Consider the following 18,729-nt stretch of genomic DNA (forward strand, 5'->3'; position numbering starts at 1 on the left):
TTTTGAAATGTATATATAGCGAAAACGTGATAAAATATAGCGTATAAATATGTTTGTTGGGAGGTCGGTATGTATAAAGATGGTAAGATCTGGGTGGCAAATAATGAGAATGGGGAAAAGGTATTTCTTTTGCCTAAAATGGCTAACAGGCATGGCCTTATAGCCGGAGCAACAGGTACAGGAAAGACAGTTACTTTAAAGGTGCTGGCAGAAGGCTTCAGTGATATGGGAGTTCCGGTTTTTCTGGCTGATGTAAAGGGTGATCTTTCCGGAATGGTCAGCGAAGGCCGGGATTCAGAGGACATGCAGGCAAGGATCAGGAGATTTGGCCTTGATGAAGCCGGTTTTACTTATACAAAATATCCTGCAACATTCTGGGATGTTTTTGGCAAGGAGGGAATCCCTCTTCGCACAACAGTTTCAGAAATGGGACCGCTTCTTTTATCCAGGATCCTTGGACTTAATGATCTTCAGAGAGATATATTGTCCATAGCTTTTAAGATTGCAGATGACAATGACCTTCTTCTTGTAGATACCAAGGACCTTAAGGCGATGCTCAACTATATTTCTGAAAACAATAAAGAGTTCGCCGCAGACTATGGCAATATCAGCAAAGTTTCAATTGCAGCGATTGTGAGAGCTATTGTTTCTCTTGAAATTGAAGGAGCTGACAAGTTCTTTTTCGAGCCTGCGCTTAATATTAGAGACTTCTTTACAACGGGTGAAGGCGGAAAGGGTATGATAAATATCCTGGACAGCACAAGCCTTATAAACAACGGAACTTTGTATGCAACATTCCTTTTGTGGATGCTTTCTGAGCTTTTCGAGACACTTCCTGAAGTGGGAGACCTTGATAAGCCTAAAATGGTATTCTTCTTTGATGAAGCACACCTTCTTTTTGCAGATACACCAAAGCTTTTGATGGATAAGATCGAGCAGGTTGTTAAGCTCATCAGATCAAAAGGTGTTGGAATATACTTTGTAACACAGAATCCTCGTGATATTCCGGATGGGGTTCTTGCTCAGCTTGGAAATAAGATACAGCATGCACTCCGCGCATATACTCCTTCTGATATGAAGGCAGTCAAGGCAGCAGCTGATTCCTTCAGGGAGAATCCTGCATTTAAGACAGCTGATGTTATTCAGGAGCTTGGAACAGGAGAGGCAGTATGCTCACTTCTTGACGAGGATGGCACACCTACTGTAGTAGAGAAGGTATCAATCCTTCCACCACAGTCATTGATGGGCGGTATTGATGATTCATTGAGAGAAAAAGAGATAAAGCAGAGCGTTCTGTACAGTAAATATTATGAGGCTGAAGACCCGGATTCTGCCTATGAATTCCTTGAAAGAAAGGGCCTTGCGGATGCTGAAGCAAAAGCAAAGCTAAAGGCTGAGGAAGAGGCAGCCAAGGCAAAGGCTAAAGAGGAAGCCGCAGCAGCTAAGGCAAAAGAAAAAGAAGAGGCTGCAGAGGCAAGAAAGAAAAAGCAGGCAGCTAAATCAGTTGGAAATGCTGTTGCAGGAACTGTAGGACGAGAGGTTGGAAAGACCTTCGGCGGCAAGTTTGGTAAATTTGGAAAGACTCTTGGAGGAAATCTGGGAGCAAGCCTTGGAAGAGGTATTCTTTCAACACTGTTTAAAGTTTGAACTTAAAATAATAATTATGAAACCGGCTTCTGTGATACAATAGAAGCTGGTTTCTTTATTTTGCAGATTCTTTTTACCAAAAAGAAAAGAGCCTTTAAAAGGCTCTGAATTTTGGGAGGAGGGGTTGCCAGGTGGGGAACCAGACAACCCGTGTATGAAAAAAAGTATTGTTGGGGGTTCAGAAGTTTTGTCCTTCTGATAGGTTATATAGTACAGGGTAAGTGTTTCCAAAATGTGTACGAACTATTAAAGAAATATAATCTATTATAAAAAATAAATTGGAGTAAAAGAAAAAATGTCAAAAAACAAACGTAAAAACGTATATCGCCAAAACAAGAAAGAGGATAAAAACAGTGCTTTTGGGCATTTAATGATATCTATCATCATTTTGGGAGTTGTTGTTTTATTGTTCATAAATGTAGCTCTCCCTATTATAAAAGAGGGAACAAAAAAGATTGTTGCTGAAAAAACAGTTGATCTCATCGAAGATAATATAGATAAGATTGCGGCAGATCATCCGGAGGTAAAAGAAGCGCTGGAGTCTCTTTCTGAAGAGGATAGAGAAACTGTTACTGAAATAATAGCGGATCATATTGACACAGAAACTGCCGGAGAGGTTATGGAGTATGTAAATGAAGGTGACAAAGATGGCCTTATGGAATATGCAGTTGAGAATCTTTCACCTGAAGAAATCAGTAAATTAGCGGAGATATACAGCAGATATTCAAATTGATCAGCCTGATTTAAAAAAGTACTTCGCCTTTTCTCCACAAAAAGTTCACAAAAAAGATTATTTTATTCACTTTTTGAACACAATTTTAGTTTATATTGTTAATTAAGGTTAGTGATGAAACAGTTCTCTAAGCCGTTTAGAGACAATCACTATCTCCCCCTCATAAGAAAATCGCAGGCACTCACGTCCCCCCGTGGGTGTTTTTGCGTTATAGGGAAAAAATGGCCCCTAGGGGTTCGTGGTTCGTTTTTTTCTTGAAGTCTTGACTTCTTGTTTCATGGCTACATTTTTTCTATGAAATATCATTTCAAAATCCCCCAAAATTAATATTTTTACGTCTAGTATTTTCTTTACATGATGTTACGATTACCTTAAGTAAGTATATTTTTTGCTTCACATGATGAGAAAAGGAGGTCGATATGAGCAGCATTTCATCTGTGAGTGGATACGGTAGTTACTCTCCATATTCCACTATTGCAGCAGGCGGAACTTATCAAAGTGCTTCTCAGGGAGCTTCAGAGCTGGCTATTCAGGAGAAAACCAAGTCACAGGTCAATGGCCTTGATGCAGGTAGCGAGAACCTTACTTCTGCGAAATCTGTTTTGAACATTGAAGATGGAGCAATGGATGGAATAACTGATTATCTTCAGTCCATCAGAGAACTTTCTCTTCAGGCAATGAATGGAACTTTATCAGACGATGACAAGCAGGCAATTCAGAATCAGATTGAACAGTACAAGCAGGGAATAGAAGATATAGCAGGAAGTACACAGTACAACGAAAAGAATCTTCTTGATGGTTCAAGCGGGAATCTTAGTGTCGCTACTGACAACAACGGGTCCGAGACTACGGTTTCAACTTACAATTCAACTTTGGAAGCCCTTGGAATAGCAGACTATGATGTTACAGGAGATTTTGACATAAGTGCGATAGACAGTGCTCTTGAAAAGGTTTCAAGTTCAAGATCCAATGTAGGAGCACAGACAAATGGAGTCGATTATGCACTGTCATACAACTCACATGCAGCACTTGAACTTAATGGATATCAGATGGATAAAGAAGAGGATAATTCTATAAAGGCTTATCAGCAACTCAAGACCCAGCAGGCGCTGGATTCTTACCAGATGACTCTCCAGAAAAGACAAATGGAAGATAATGAAAGGCAAAGTCTGATGCTTTTCGCCTGAGCAACTAATTAATTCTAATCGGTTAAAACTAAATTTAATTAAATTAAAAAATCTACGTAATTATGATATAATTATTACGTAGATTTTTTTTGTTGCGAAAAATTTAATTAAAAAAAATCAAAAAAAACAAACCTTGTCAAATGTGCGTGTGCCACGGACATATGTATTTTACTCAAAGATAGTTGATGTTTATTAATCAATTAGAGTGAAATTAACCTGATTAGCTTGACATAAAGTAAGCACTCCTATAACATAAGTGCAGTTGCATGATTATATGCGTGTATACAATCTTGTCAATGAGTGCAATGGCGCACAATAATAAGGCGTCATTGCAATTTTTATAGCATGATTGATGTAGTACGTTGAAGCGTCAACGCTTTGCACCATTAATAGCAACTGGATAAACAAATAAAACAGGTAGGTGGAGATTTAGAATGAACACAAAGACACTAATGTACATTGTTAAGAGAGTCATCCTTGCAATTGTTACAGTCTGGGTAGTTATCACGGTTACGTTTTTCGTAATGCATGCAGTTCCAGGCGGACCATTCACAGGTGAGAAAGCTGTTACCGAATCGGTAAAGGCAGCGATGGAGGCCAAATATGGCCTGGATAAGCCGCTTGGAGTCCAGTATCTTACTTATTTGAAAGATATCGTTACGAAGTTTGATTTTGGCCCATCATTAAAACAGAGAGGTCGTAACGTTAACGACATTATTTTTGACGGCATGAAGACATCAGCTAAGCTTGGTATTATCGCAGCTATTATAGCTCTTATCTGCGGCGTGATCCTTGGATCTGTTGCAGCTCTTAGGAGAAACAAGCTGATCGACAGGATAATAATGATAATTACGACAGCATTTGTGTCTATGCCATCATTTATTATGGGGTCACTTCTTCTTATTCTTTTTGCCATAAAGCTTAAAGTGTTCCCGGCAAACGGTGCGTCACAAAATGGACTTGTTCTTCCGGTCGTAACACTTTCTCTTTATCCGATGGCTTATATCACAAGGCTTACAAGGTCATCAATGCTTGAAGTTCTTGGACAGGACTACATCAGAACTGCAAAGGCAAAAGGCGTATCTGGAATGAAGATAATTTTTGGACATGCCCTTAAGAATTCCCTTATTCCTGTAATCACATACTTTGGACCTATGCTTGCAGGAATCGTTACAGGTTCACTTGTAGTTGAGCAGATATTTGCAGTTCCCGGAATTGGAAGAGCATTTGTAAACAGTATTACAGGTCGTGATTATCCACTGGTTATGGGAACAACGATCGTTCTTGCGACACTTATCGTAATCATGAACCTTGTGGGAGATATCATGTACAAGGTTGTAGATCCGAGAATCACATTAGAATAAAAGCATTATTTCAATAAATTGTTAGGAGATTTTCCAGATGGACATTTCAAAGCTTAGTGCGCAGGTTAACATGGACGATTTCATTCCTGCTACAGAAGAAGAAAAAGAATACATGGTTCAGATGCGTCCTTCATCAACATTCTTTAAGGATAGCGTTAAGAGACTTTTAAAGAATAAAGTTGCAACAGTTTGCTTCTTTATAATAGTTATCATTACACTGGCAGCAATTTTTATCCCAATGTTCTGGCCATACTCATATGATCAGATGCTTGGTATGACACCGGGTAAGCCGGTAGATAATTCCTTTAATGACCTTAGACCTTTTGAGTACGGAAGATCAGAGATCAGAAGAATGGAAGCAGGAGAGACAGTTATTCCTCATATCTTTGGAACTGACTCTCAGGGAAGAGATTACTTCATCCGTGTTGTTTACGGAACAAGAATTTCTTTAGCAGTTGGATTTTTTGCCAGCATTATCGTTCTTATCATTGGTATGACGATCGGCTCTGTTGCCGGATACGCAGGAGGAAAGGTCGACCTGATAATCATGAGAATAGTTGATATCATCTATTCCCTTCCTGATATGCTCATGGTCATCCTTCTTTCATCAGTACTTAAGGTCGTTATGGAAGGCGCTCTGGATGGAACGGTGCTTGCCAAGATCGGTTCAAACATCATTAGTTTGTTTATAGTGTTTGGTGTTCTTTACTGGGTTTCAATGGCAAGACTCATAAGAGGTCAGATCCTTTCACTTCGTGAGCAGGAATATGTTCTTGCATCACAGGCTGCAGGAGCAGGAGGAAAATGGATCATCTTAAAGCACCTTATTCCTAACTGCTTCTCAGTAATCATTATTTCAACAGCTCTTCAGATTCCAAGTGCTATTTTCACTGAGAGTTACCTCTCATTCCTTGGACTTGGTGTAAATGCACCTATGCCTTCACTTGGTTCTCTGGCTTCAGATGCACTTAACGGTATTTCATCATATCCATACAGACTTGTAATACCTGCACTTGTTATTTCACTTATAGTTCTTTCACTTAACCTTTTTGGTGATGGCCTTCGTGATGCATTTGATCCTAAGTTGGAAAAGTAATCACCTGACGAGGTCTTTTCGGGCCTAAGATCAGAAATACAATAAATAATCGGGAGTATAAATTGATGAGATTACTTGAAGTAAGAGACCTTCATACCTCATTCTTCACAGACGCCGGTGAGGTAAAGGCAGTTAATGGAATATCTTTTAACCTGGACAGAGGAAAGGTCCTGGGAATTGTAGGAGAGTCTGGTTCCGGTAAATCAGTTACTGCATATTCGATAATGCAGATACTTGCAGGAACAGGAAAAATAGTTTCCGGTTCGATCAAACTTGATGGACAGGAGCTTGTAGGATCCGGTGAAAAAGTCATGAAGACTGTACGCGGAAATAAGGTGTCGATCATTTTCCAGGATCCAATGACATCACTCAATCCTACTTATACAATCGGACATCAGCTGATGGAGGCGATTCTCCTTCATACAGATAGAAATAAAGAGCAGGCAAAAGAGCGTGCGATAGAAATGCTCAAACTCGTTAATGTAAATGAGCCTGAAAAGAGAATGAATCAGTATCCATATGAGTTTTCAGGCGGTATGAGACAGCGTGTAATGATAGCTATGGCGCTTGCCTGCGAGCCGGATATTCTTATTGCGGATGAGCCTACAACAGCTTTGGACGTTACAATCCAGGCTCAGATCCTTGATCTTATGAAGTCACTTCAGAAGGAACTTGGAATGGCAATCATAATGATCACACATGACCTTGGGGTAGTAGCTCAGATGTGTGATGAAGTAATTGTTATGTATGCCGGTTCAATATGTGAGCAGGGTACAGCGGATGAGATCTTCTATAATCCATGCCACGAGTATACGAAAGGACTTCTTCGTTCAATCCCTACAGAGGGAAAAGAGGGCAAGAAACTTGAACCTATCGCAGGTACGCCTATTGACCTTCTTAATATGCCTAAGGGATGCCCATTTGCACCCAGATGCGATGCGGCTATGAAGATATGTTTGCGCGAAAGAGCAGAGCGTATGCAGATCAATGATGATCATGCTGCCGGTTGCTGGATGAACGTTAAGAAGCAGATGGAAGGCAGGGTTAACTGATGAGTGAAGTATCAAATAAAAAGAATCTTGTAGAAATAAAGCATCTTAAAGAATATTTCAATGTAAATGTTGGATTCTTTAAGACTAAGCCTCTCAAGGCAGTAGATGATGTCTCTTTTACCATAAAAAAAGGTGAGACACTTGGACTTGTAGGAGAATCAGGATGTGGAAAGACGACAGTAGGACGTACAATCCTGAATCTTTACAAGCCAACAGCCGGAGAAATCTGGTATGACGGCAAACAGATAAAGACCAAGGAAGATATTAAAGAGTTTAGAAAGAAAGCCACAATGGTTTTCCAGGACCCGTATTCTTCACTTAATCCAAGAATGACAGTTTCTGACATTATCGGAGAACCTCTTGATATCCATGGCCTGTATAAGACCAAAGAGGAAAGAAGAGAGCGTATTCTAGAACTTATGAGTTATGTAGGACTTAACTCTGAACATGCATCCAGATACGCCCATGAGTTCTCGGGTGGACAGCGCCAGCGTATCGGTATTGCCAGATCTTTGGCCGTAAATCCTGAATTTATCGTGTGTGATGAGCCAGTTTCAGCTTTGGACGTATCGATTCAGGCGCAGGTTATTAATATGTTTGATGAGCTTCAGGACAAGCTTGGACTTACATATCTTTTTATAGCTCATGATCTTTTGGTAGTAAGACATATCAGTGACAGAATAGCAGTTATGTACCTTGGCAAGATGGTAGAGCTTGCTGATGCAGAGGAGATTTACAATAATCCACTTCATCCATACAGCAAATCCCTTCTTTCTGCTGTTCCTGTACCGGATCCTAAAATTGCAAGAGCCAATAAGAGAATTGTCCTTTCGGGAGATATACCGAGCCCGCTTAATGCACCGTCAGGATGCCCGTTTAGAACAAGATGTCCATATGCTCAGGAGGATTGTGCCATGAGTATGCCTGAGTTTAAAGAGGTTTCATCCGGACATTTTGTTGCATGTCACCATATTGAAGATGTTGCAAAGATTCAGAACAATATAGTTCTTAACTAAAGCTAAAAGATGCTTTAAGGCATTTTTTAATAAAACTATTATCTTAATAAGGAGGATAATTATGAAAAAGAAGTTATTATCAGTATTACTTGCTTCATCAATGGTACTGAGCCTTGCAGCTTGTGGTGCATCATCAGAGACAGCTCCACAGAGCACAGATACTCAGCAGCCACAGAGCACAGAAACAACAGCTTCTGATGCTAATGCTTCAACAGATGCTGCTCCAGCAGCTGATGCAGGAACAAACAAGGGTGTAATAAATGTTTGTCTTGCTTCTGAACCTGCAACACTTGATCCAGCACTTAACTCTGCAGTTGATGGTGCAACAATGATCAACCACCTTTTCTCAGGTCTTGCTAAGTGGGGACTTGATGCAAACGGAAACCTTGAGCTTCAGCCAGACTGTGCAGAAGCACTTGTAGATGGTGTTGAGAATGAGGATGGAACAGTTACTTATACTTACACACTTCGTGATGGTCTTACATGGTCAGATGGACAGCCTGTAACAGCAAATGACTTCGTATTTGCATGGAACCGTGCAGCAAGCCAGGCTCTTGCAGCAGACTACGGCTACATGTTCGAAGTTGTTGACGGATATGCTGATATTTGGGCTGACGGCGCAACAGGAGAAGAAAAGCTTAATGTAAAAGCTATCGATGATAAGACTCTTGAAGTTACACTTGCTAACCAGATTGCATATTGGAATGAGCTTCTTGCATTCCCTACATATATGCCTGTTCGTGAGGATGTTGTTGCAAATGAGTCATGGGCTACAGATCCTTCAACATATGTAAACAACGGTGCTTACACAATGACATCTTGGGAGCATAACTCAGTTATCACTCTTACAAAGAATGAGAACTTTGTAGATGCAGCTGATGTTACTATGAACGAGATTAACTTCTATCTTTCAGATGATGCTAACAACCAGCTCGCTAACTTTGAGAATGGTGACTGGGAGTTCATCGATGATGTTCCTACAAACGAGATCGCTTCTCTTAAAGAGAACTATCCTACACAGTTTGTAACAGCTGGTCAGCTTGGAACATACTATGTATGCTGGAACATCAACGAGGAGATCCTTCCTTCAACAAGTACTCTTACAGGAGTAGACAAGGCTAACGCTGAGAACGAGATTCGTAACGCACTTGCACTTCTTATCGACAGAAACTATATAGTTAACGACATTGCACAGGGTGGACAGGTTCCTGCTTCTTCATTCGTTGCTATGGGTCTTACAGATGCTGATGGATCTCAGTTCTATGAGAATGCCGGACCAGATTCAAGCTTCACAGGTTACTACGATGTAACAGATGCAGCTTACGAAGCAAACTGGACTTCAGCACTTGAGACACTTAAGAAGTACTATACATTTGATGAGTCTACACAGCAGTTCACAGACTTCCCAACACTTACATACCTCTACAACACATCAGAGGGACACAAAGCAATTGGTGAAGCTATTCAGTCAACATTTGCAGGTGTAGGTATCACACTTAACCTTGAGAACCAGGAGTGGGCTACATTCCTTGATACACGTAAAGCTGGTAACTATTCAATCGCTCGTAACGGTTGGCTTGGTGATTACAACGATCCTATTTCATTCCTTGATATGTGGACAACAGCTTCAGGTAACAACGATGTTCAGTTCGGTAAGGGCGACAACGCTAAGGTTGCTGCATACTCAATCGATCTTACAGACCTTGGATATGACACAAAGGTTGAGAACGGAACTTGGGCTGAGACATATGATGTAGTTATCGCTGACATCAAGAAGTGCACAGATACTAACACACGTTATGCACTTATGCACAGAGCAGAAGACCTTCTTATGTCAACAGGTTGCATCTGCCCAATCTATTACTACACAGATCTTTACATGATCTCTGACAAGGTAAACGGCTTCTTCTCAAGCCCACTTGGATACAAATATTTCATGTATTGCACAGTAGCAGAATAATGGATTGATATAAATATGTAAAAAATAAGCGCAGAAGATGCGGTAAAAAAATGCATCTTCTGCGCTTTTTTTTCTTGCTTATTGTTTTAGTTGTTGTATTATATTTCTTGGTGATTTTTAGTTTATTTATTCAGGTGAGGAGATTATGGAAAACGAAAAATTAAAACCCATGTTATTTACGGCCCTTAAGGGTTACAATGGCAAGCAGTTTGCAACTGATCTTGTTGCGGGAATCATAGTTGCTATCATAGCACTTCCCCTTTCAATTGCACTTGCTCTTGCTTCAGGTGTTGGACCACAGGAAGGTCTTTACACAGCGATCGTTGCCGGATTTATTATTTCATTCCTTGGCGGCAGCAGAGTTCAGATAGCAGGACCGACAGCTGCATTTGCTACTATCGTAGCAGGTATCGTAGCAACAAAGGGAATGGATGGTCTTGCCCTTGCAACTATTTTTGCAGGTGTTTTACTTATTCTGATGGGAGTATTTAAACTTGGCTCCCTTATCAAATTTATCCCTTATACAATTACAACAGGATTTACAGCAGGTATTGCAGTAACAATTGCAATAGGTCAGGTAAAAGACTTTTTGGGACTTACATATCCTGCTGGAACAGCTACTGTTGAGACAGTTGATAAGGTGGAAGCAATCGTAAAAAATATTGGAACCTTTAACTGCCAGGCACTTCTTGTGGGACTTCTTTGTCTTGCAATCCAGATCGTATGGCCAAAGGTAAATCAGAAGATCCCTGGTTCTCTTATAGCTGTTATCGTTGGTATCCTTATTGTTAAATTTGGTGGACTTCATGTTAATACAATCGGCGATCTTTACGAGATTAGTGGAAAACTTCCTACTCCTCATATGCCTGCATTTAGCTTTAAGACAATTCAGTCTGTAGCAGGAGATGGATTCACTATAGCAATCCTTGCAGCAATAGAATCTCTTTTGTCATGTGTTGTGGCTGACAGCATGATCGACTCTAAGCACAGATCCAATATGGAACTCGTTGCCCAGGGTGTTGGTAATATCGGATCAGCTTTATTTGGTGGTATTCCTGCAACAGGAGCTATTGCCAGAACAGCTGCAAACATTAAAAATGGTGGAAGAACTCCTATTGCAGGTATGGTTCATGCAATCTGTCTTGTTTTGGTACTTGTTATCCTAATGCCGCTTGCTGCACTTATTCCTATGCCAACTATCGCATCAATTCTTTTTATGGTTGCTTACAATATGTGTCAGTACAAGACCTTTGCTCATCTGTGCAAAACAGCTCCAAAGAGCGATATCATAGTTCTTGTAACGACATTTGTACTTACTGTAGTATTTGATCTTGTTGTAGCTATTGAAGTTGGTATGGTTGCAGCTTGTGTTCTCTTCATGAAGAGAATGAGCGAAGAGTCAAGAGTTCATGGATGGAAGTATTTTGATCCTGAAGATGACCCTGATGGACCAGAGCTTAAGGATATTCCGAAGCACGTAAGAGTATATGAGATTTCAGGACCTATGTTCTTTGGTGATGCTGAACAGATTGCAGAGATAAGCTTCAAGGATTTCACAAGAGCACTTGTTATCCGTATGCGTGGTGTACCTGCTATCGATGCAACAGCCATGCATTCACTTGAGCAGCTATACGACAGATGTAAGAAAAATAATGTACAGCTTGTCTTTTCACACGTTAATGAACAGCCTATGAACACCATGGAAAAAGATGGTTTCGTAGAACTTGTGGGAAGAGAAAACTTCCTTCCTCATATAGACGATGCATTAAAGAGAGCAGCTGAGATTTGATGGAAACTGAATAGAACAAGAGGCAATGGTTTGTAAATGGAAATAATCACCATTTACAAACCATTTTTTTTGTCACTTTTTTGGTCGAAAAATAGATAAAACCACATTGTAATATCAGATGCACGAGTCTACAATAAATGTATGATGTATACATGATACATTCATTGGAGGCGGGGTATGAAAAAAACAATTTCTATTCCTTACTACACGTCCACTATGGACATTCATGTGGAAGAGGAGAATCTTAAAGCTGTTATCACAGCAAAAATGCACGAATTTAAAACTGAAAAAACAGAGGTAGAGCTTGTAAAAGAAGCTTTAGAACATCCGATTGGAGTGGCACCACTTTGCGAACTTGCCAAAGGTAAAAAGAAAGTTGTGCTGGTTACAAGTGACCACACCAGAGCTGTGCCTAGTAAAATAACACTTCCATTGGAGCTTGCAGAGATCAGGAAGGGAAGTCCTGATGCTGATATCACGATACTTATTGCCACAGGTCTTCACAGGGCAACCACTGAGGAAGAACAGCGCAGAATGTTTGGCGATGAGATAGTAGATAACGAGAAGATTGCCATCAATAATGCATTTGAGCCGGCTGACTTTGCTGATATGGGAACACTTCCATCAGGCGCTGAATTCCATGTTAATAAGCTCGCTACAGAATGTGACCTTCTTATCTGCGAAGGCTTTATTGAACCTCATTTCTTTGCCGGATTTTCCGGTGGAAGAAAGAGTATTTTGCCTGGAATCTGTTCGCAGGAAACTGTAAACATGAATCATTCCTATCAGGCAATAGCCAGTAAGTATGCAAAAACCGGTGTACTTGAGCACAATCCTATACATGAGGATATGTTGTGTGCTGCAAGAAGAGTGAACGTGCAGTTCATCTTAAATGTTGCACTTAACGCAGAGAAAAAAGTCATTGCTGCCTGGGCCGGTGATCTTGAGGCAGCGCATGCACAGGGCGTTAAGTTTATAAGAGAATGGTCGCAGTGCCCTAGCATTACAGGAGATATAGTTGTTACAAGTAATGGAGGATATCCGCTTGATCAGAACCTTTATCAGAGCCCCAAGGCAGTTGCTACAGCAGAAGCCTGTGCAGGGGAAGACGGCGTGATCATTATGTGTTGCAGCTGTGCTGATGGTATGGGAGGAACTCATTTTGAAAAGCTGATCCAAATGGGAACACCTGAGGAAATTGATGCTTATCTATCCAAAATCCCTGCAAAGGATACGATCCCTGAGCAGTGGTGCCCTCAGATCTATGCAAGGATCCTTCATAAGCACAAGATGATCCTTGTCACAACATATCTTGATCCTGAGACTGTGAAAAAGTGCAACATGATACCAGCAAAAACTCCTGATGAAGCACTTGAGATAGCTTATGGAATAAAAGGAAAAGATGCCAGTGTAGTTGTGATCCCTGACGGGGTAAGTGTACTTGCTGTTGCACCTGAAAATTGAGAAGGAGGGAGTATGGAGGAAGTAAAGATTGCTCTTAAAGTAAATGACCTCGATAATGTCGCCACCATTTTTGCAGAAAATATAACTGATGGAACAGAAGTTGAGATCAGAGATAAAAAGGGCCAAAAGACAAATGTAAAAGTAATTGGAAATGTTCCTTACGGTCATAAGATTGCCGTAAAAGATATAAAGAAAGGCGAGCAGATAACAAAGTACGGCGAGGAAATAGGAGTAGCTACTCATGATATAAAGTTTGGCGAATATGTACACGTTCACAACCTTGATAGCATGAGAGGAAGAGGAGATCTTGAGAAAAAGGGGGATAAGTCATGACAACTTGGAATGGTTATCGAAGAAAAGATGGCTCAGTTGGCTCTAGAAATTATGTGGCTGTCATCCCATCTGTAACCTGCGCAAATGACGTAGCAAATGCCATCTGCAGGGAGGTTCAGGGAACTGTTACCTACATGCATCATCAGGGATGCTGTCAGCTTCCACCTGATCTTGACAGGGTTACAGATACGCTTATCAGTTTGGGGAAAAGCCCTAACGTAGGAGCTGTGCTGATTGTAAGCCTTGGCTGTGAGGGAACCGATCATGCCAGAATGTATGAGGAGCTAAAGGCAACAGGTAAGCCAACAGAAATAATTCACATCCAGGCCCTTGGCGGAGTTTCTAAGGCTATACGAGAGGGGACTGACATTGCAAGAAGACTTGTAATAGAAATTTCAGGACAGCAGAGGGAAAAGGCTGACGTATCAGAAATAGTAATGGCAATTAAATGCGGCGCTTCTGATACCACCAGCGGAATGGCATCAAACTGCGTTATCGGATATGTGGCTGATAAGCTTGTTGACCTTGGGGCAACAGTAGTCTTTGGCGAGACTACAGAGTTCCTTGGAGGAGAACATCTTTTAGCTAAAAGAGCTGTCAATAAGCAGGTGGCAGATAAAATATATCAGATCGTTACTGAAATGGAGGACAGAGCAAAGAGTATAGGCTGTGATATGAGAAGGGGACAGCCTACACCGGGAAATATTGCAGGAGGTCTTTCAAGTATAGAGGAAAAGAGTCTTGGAGCTATTGTAAAGAGCGGAACAAGACCAATTCAGGGTGTTTTGGAGTATCCGGAGCACATTACTGATCAGAAAGGTCTTTGGATAAAGGATACGCCAGGAAGAGAACCTGAAATCCTTACCGGCATGGCTGCAACGGGGGCGCAGTTCATGTGCTTTTCAACAGGACGCGGAGCACCACAGGGGTTCCCTAGCATGCCTGTAATCAAAATCTGTGGCAATCCAAATACTTATGAAAATATGAAGGACGATATGGACCTCAATGCCGGTCTTATCATAACGGGAGAAAAAACTATAGAACAGGTAGGGGAAGAGGCCTTTGATAAATTATTGCGGGTACTGAATGGAGAGATGACTAAAAATGAGGCGATTCAGTATTTCAGTGCAATAGACATTCACTGTCTCGGACCTGTTATATAAAATTCACAAAAAGTGAAAGGGGGTTTCTTTTATGAATCCAGTATTAGCAATGCTTATCGGTATTGTTGTGATGATGGTTCTCATCATCTGCACACGTCTTCATCCCTTCCCGGCGATGATCGTGTCTGCTATCTTTATTGCGATCCTTTCAGGAAACGCACTTCTTGTTGGAACAGGTAATGAAGGTGGCAATCTTTTATCAGTTGCAGTAAGCACTGTAACTGGCGGTTTTGGAAGCACCATGACATCCATTGGTATCGTTATTGGCTTTGGTACAATAATGGGTATTTTTATGGAAAAGAGTGGAGCAGCCAAGAGAATGGCACTTACAATATTGAAACTTGTAGGTGTAAAAAATGCAGACGTTGTTCTTGGACTTACAGGATTTGTTGTTTCTATTCCTGTATTTTGTGACAGCGGTTTTGTAATTCTTTCTTCTCTTGCAAAAGAGTTCTCAAGACTTACCAAGAAATCAATGGTATGGCTTGGCGGTATTCTTGGAATGGGCCTTTACATTACTCATTTCATGGTTCCTCCGACACCTGGACCACTTGCTGTTATCAGCACATTCCAGCAAAATGGCATAAACATCGATCTTGGTCTTTTCATTGTTGCAGGACTTCTTTTCTCAATTCCTCTTTTCATCGTATCAGTATTCTTATTCCGTTGGTTCGGTGAAAAGTATAAGGACAAATTCGTTGTTCCATCTGAGATTGACAGATCAAAATATACAGCAGATCAGCTTAAGGTTCTCGACAGGATCGAAGCTAAGTTAAATGCAGGAAAAGATCTTGAAAATGCAGATTTTGCTGAGCTTCTTTCAACAGAAAAGCTCCCTGGAGCATTTATTTCATTTACAATTCTTCTTTTACCTGTAGTACTCATTCTTTTAAACACATTGGTAGGACAGACAGCACTTAAGGCCACAATGGTCGGACAGATCGTACAGTTCCTTGGAACACCAATCATCGCCCTTTTCATCTCTCTCTGCATTGGTGCATTTGGACTGGCAAAAGACCTTGATAACAAGACTGTAATTGCTATGATGGGAGAAGCTTGTAAGGACGCAGGTCCTATAGTATTTATCACAGCAGCCGGTGGTGCTTTAGGTGCTGTTGTTAAAGCAACAGGTGCAGCTCAGATAATGGCTAACGGAATCGTAGCTATGGGTATTCCTGCAATCCTAGTTCCACTCCTCATTGGAACAATCATGAGATTCCCACAGGGCTCAGGAACAGTTGCAATGATCACAGGTTCAGCAATCGTAGCTCCTATGATGGCTACACTTGGAATCAATCCATATCTTGCAGCTTTGGCAGTCTGCCTTACGGCTATGATGCCTTCATTCCTTAATGACTCTTACTTCCATGTTGTAACTAACTTCTCAGGAATGGACATCAAAACATCTCTAAAGACATGGACAATTTCAACATTTATTATTCCAATCTTTGGATCGATTCTTATAATCATTCTTAGCTTGTTCATTCATTAAGACTATATGCGAAAGATCCGGTCCAAATATACAGACTTTTGGACCGGATTATTTCTTTTAACAGCTCGAAATTTGGTATAATTCTGATGATAAGTATTTTTATCAGAAATCGTATTATATGGGGAAAAAACGTATGCCAACAAAAAAACTGCAGGTAAATACAATAAGTCATCAGGTATATTCTATTATTAAAAAAGCTATTGTTTCAGGAGAGTATGCGCCGGGGTTCTGGCTTCAGGAAGTGGAGCTTTCCAAGGAGCTTGGAGTTAGCAGAAGCCCTGTTCGCGAAGCCCTAAAGCAATTATCTGCAGATGGGCTTGTAAAAGAAATTCCAAATAAGGGGACATTTGTAAGAGAATTTACACAAAAAGAGATAATTGAGATATATGAGATAAGAGAGCTTTTAGAGTCCTACGCTATATTGAACCTTCCAAAAGAGCTTACAAAAGAGCAGCAAAAGAAGCTTACGGATTATAAAAAAGACTTTAAAAAGTACCATAAAGAAGATGATCTGGACATGTATATTGAAGTTGATTCCAAATTTCACAGATTTATTATTGAGTGCTGTGATAACAGTATTTTGATGGAACTTTACAGAAAAGTCAGAAATATGAATATGCTATTTAGAATATTCTCTTTATCTACAAGAGAACGTTTTGATGAGTCTCAAAAAGAGCATTCAGATATAATTGATAAACTGATAAGTGGTGATTATAAAGGCGCAGACAGGATAAATAAAACTCATCTGACCTATGCAAAGGATACAGCTTTGGAGCATTTGCTTGGAGAGTGTTCTAAAGAAGATGAGGATGAATAAACAGGCTGCATAAGTATCAATGGGGGTAAAACATGGGTATAAGAGAAGATGCAAAAGAAATAATCGATGCTTCAATTGCAAGTGCACTACCTGATAATGCGGTAAAAAAAGCTCTTAAGAAGTTACCTGCGTGTGATGGAAAAATATATCTGGTAGCAATAGGGAAAGCTGCCTGGCAGATGACTAAGGCCGCAGTGGATGAACTTGGCGATAAAATTACAGATGGTGTGTGCATTACCAAGTATGATCATGTTAAAGACCAGATAGAAGGGATCAGATGCTTTGAGGCAGGACACCCTGTTCTTGATGAAAACTCTGTAGCTGCTACAAAAGAAGCAGAAAAACTTGTATCAGGTCTTTCTAAAGATGACTTTGTTATTTTCCTTGTTTCAGGTGGTGGTTCAGCCTTGTTCGAAGATCCCAAGGTGTCACTGTCTGAACTTCAGGACATCAACAAGCAGCTTCTTTCATCGGGAGCAAGTATCACAGAGATAAACACTATAAGAAAGAGACTCTCAAATGTAAAGGGCGGCCGTTTTGCCAAAATGTGCGAACCGGCAACAGTTTTTTCAATTATCCTTTCAGATATAATCGGAGATCCTCTTGATATGATCGCATCAGGACCGGCGTACCCTGACTCAGCAACGGCAGAGGATGCAACTGGGATCATAAATAAATATAGCCTTAAAGTGACAGAAGATGTGAAAGCTCTTTTAACTGAGGAGACACCAAAAGAGCTATCTAATGTTACAACTATAGTCACAGGAAGTGTTAAGCAGCTTTGTGCCTCTGCATCCATAAAGGCCAAGGAACTTGGATATGAACCTATTGTCCTGACATCATGTCTTGACTGTGAAGCAAAGGCAGCAGGGCAGTTTCTTTCTGCCATTGCCAGAGAACACTCAAAAGATGGCAAAAAGCTTGCATATATCATGGGCGGTGAGACAGTAGTAAAGCTTACAGGAAAAGGTCTTGGTGGCAGGAACCAGGAGCTTGCCCTTGCTTGTGCAGAAGGTATTGGCGGCCTTAAGAACGTATGCGCATTTTCTGTAGGAAGCGACGGAACAGACGGACCAACAGACGCTGCAGGCGGCATTGTGGATGGATATACCAGTGAGGCTCTTTTAGCAAAAGGTATAACAATATCTGACGTTCTTGCCAATAATGATTCATATAATGCATTAAAGCTTGTAGATGGCCTTGTTATAACAGGCCCCACCGGGACAAACGTTAATGATGTTGCAGTTCTGCTGATAGGAGCTTAAGTCAAATATCGTTGTAGATTAGGGAGAGTATTCTGATATATGTAATCAGCATATATTAGAATACTCTCTTTTTGTATATGCGTAAGTAATTGGCTCCGTACGCCACCATTGACTGAACCTGAGGAAAACGCCTTGGTCAACGAGCCGACGGTGAGGATGATGGGAACAGTAGATTTTCTCGCACCGTCGGATTCAGCATTGTAGCGTTTTCCTCAGCCCCCGTCAATGGCAAGCACCTTCGGTGTGGCTGGGGGAAGATGCCTCAGGATCCAATTCCGAGAACAGTAGGGGATGAAGGCGCCTCGGACTCTGAATTCAGTGGCAGCAGAAGCGGCTAGTTTCTAGGGAACA

Annotated in this window: 15 protein-coding genes; all 15 read left to right on the forward strand. The window is 40.9% G+C overall.

Annotated features, from left to right (window positions below):
• The first annotated feature begins 69 nt into the window (after positions 1-69).
• The gene (locus E7303_RS16470; protein WP_292146510.1) at positions 70-1,647 is read left to right on the forward strand and encodes a helicase HerA-like domain-containing protein; all 1,578 of its coding nucleotides are present in this window, start codon (positions 70-72) and stop codon (positions 1,645-1,647) included.
• A 295-nt stretch (positions 1,648-1,942) separates the two neighbouring features.
• Positions 1,943-2,380 carry a hypothetical protein gene (locus tag E7303_RS16475; protein WP_292146511.1) on the forward strand — a complete coding sequence of 146 codons (438 nt, stop codon included), beginning with the start codon at positions 1,943-1,945 and terminating at the stop codon, positions 2,378-2,380.
• A 419-nt stretch (positions 2,381-2,799) separates the two neighbouring features.
• Entirely contained in the window at positions 2,800-3,567 is a 768-nt protein-coding gene (locus tag E7303_RS16480) for a flagellin (protein WP_292146512.1), read from the forward strand.
• A 434-nt stretch (positions 3,568-4,001) separates the two neighbouring features.
• Positions 4,002-4,931 carry an ABC transporter permease gene (locus E7303_RS16485; RefSeq protein WP_022774161.1) on the forward strand — a complete coding sequence of 310 codons (930 nt, stop codon included), beginning with the start codon at positions 4,002-4,004 and terminating at the stop codon, positions 4,929-4,931.
• A gap of 37 nt (positions 4,932-4,968) precedes the next feature.
• The gene (locus tag E7303_RS16490; RefSeq protein WP_292146513.1) at positions 4,969-6,027 is read left to right on the forward strand and encodes an ABC transporter permease; all 1,059 of its coding nucleotides are present in this window, start codon (positions 4,969-4,971) and stop codon (positions 6,025-6,027) included.
• 65 nt (positions 6,028-6,092) lie between these two features.
• A complete protein-coding gene (locus E7303_RS16495; protein WP_292146514.1) occupies positions 6,093-7,079 on the forward strand; it encodes an ABC transporter ATP-binding protein in 987 nt (328 codons plus the stop codon).
• Positions 7,079-8,095, forward strand: a complete 1,017-nt coding sequence (locus E7303_RS16500) for an ABC transporter ATP-binding protein (protein ID WP_292146515.1) — start codon at positions 7,079-7,081, stop codon at positions 8,093-8,095. The genes E7303_RS16495 and E7303_RS16500 overlap by 1 nt, the downstream gene beginning before the upstream one ends.
• 61 nt (positions 8,096-8,156) lie before the next feature.
• The gene (locus tag E7303_RS16505; RefSeq protein WP_292146516.1) at positions 8,157-10,055 is read left to right on the forward strand and encodes a peptide ABC transporter substrate-binding protein; all 1,899 of its coding nucleotides are present in this window, start codon (positions 8,157-8,159) and stop codon (positions 10,053-10,055) included.
• Positions 10,056-10,200: 145 nt separating this feature from the next.
• Positions 10,201-11,844 (forward strand): SulP family inorganic anion transporter, encoded by a 1,644-nt coding sequence (locus E7303_RS16510; RefSeq protein ID WP_292146517.1) that lies wholly within the window; start codon positions 10,201-10,203, stop codon positions 11,842-11,844.
• 177 nt (positions 11,845-12,021) lie between these two features.
• Complete coding sequence (larA, locus tag E7303_RS16515) at positions 12,022-13,308, forward strand: nickel-dependent lactate racemase (protein ID WP_022774153.1); 1,287 nt, start codon at positions 12,022-12,024, stop codon at positions 13,306-13,308.
• Between the two features lie 12 nt (positions 13,309-13,320).
• On the forward strand, positions 13,321-13,641 hold the full coding sequence (locus E7303_RS16520) for a UxaA family hydrolase (RefSeq protein WP_074885919.1): 321 nt from the start codon (positions 13,321-13,323) through the stop codon (positions 13,639-13,641).
• Entirely contained in the window at positions 13,638-14,804 is a 1,167-nt protein-coding gene (locus E7303_RS16525; RefSeq protein ID WP_074885921.1) for a UxaA family hydrolase, read from the forward strand. Before E7303_RS16520 ends, E7303_RS16525 begins: the two co-directional genes overlap by 4 nt.
• Before the next feature lie 31 nt (positions 14,805-14,835).
• Entirely contained in the window at positions 14,836-16,296 is a 1,461-nt protein-coding gene (locus E7303_RS16530) for a GntP family permease (protein WP_292146518.1), read from the forward strand.
• 133 nt (positions 16,297-16,429) lie between these two features.
• Positions 16,430-17,113, forward strand: coding sequence for a GntR family transcriptional regulator (locus E7303_RS16535; protein ID WP_292146519.1), 684 nt, complete (start codon positions 16,430-16,432; stop codon positions 17,111-17,113).
• 32 nt (positions 17,114-17,145) lie between these two features.
• Positions 17,146-18,378: a glycerate kinase type-2 family protein gene (locus E7303_RS16540; protein ID WP_292146520.1), complete on the forward strand. Its 1,233-nt coding sequence runs from the start codon at positions 17,146-17,148 to the stop codon at positions 18,376-18,378.
• The last annotated feature ends 351 nt before the right edge of the window (positions 18,379-18,729 follow it).

This window comes from Butyrivibrio sp., assembly GCF_015056685.1.
Taxonomy (GTDB): domain Bacteria; phylum Bacillota; class Clostridia; order Lachnospirales; family Lachnospiraceae; genus Butyrivibrio.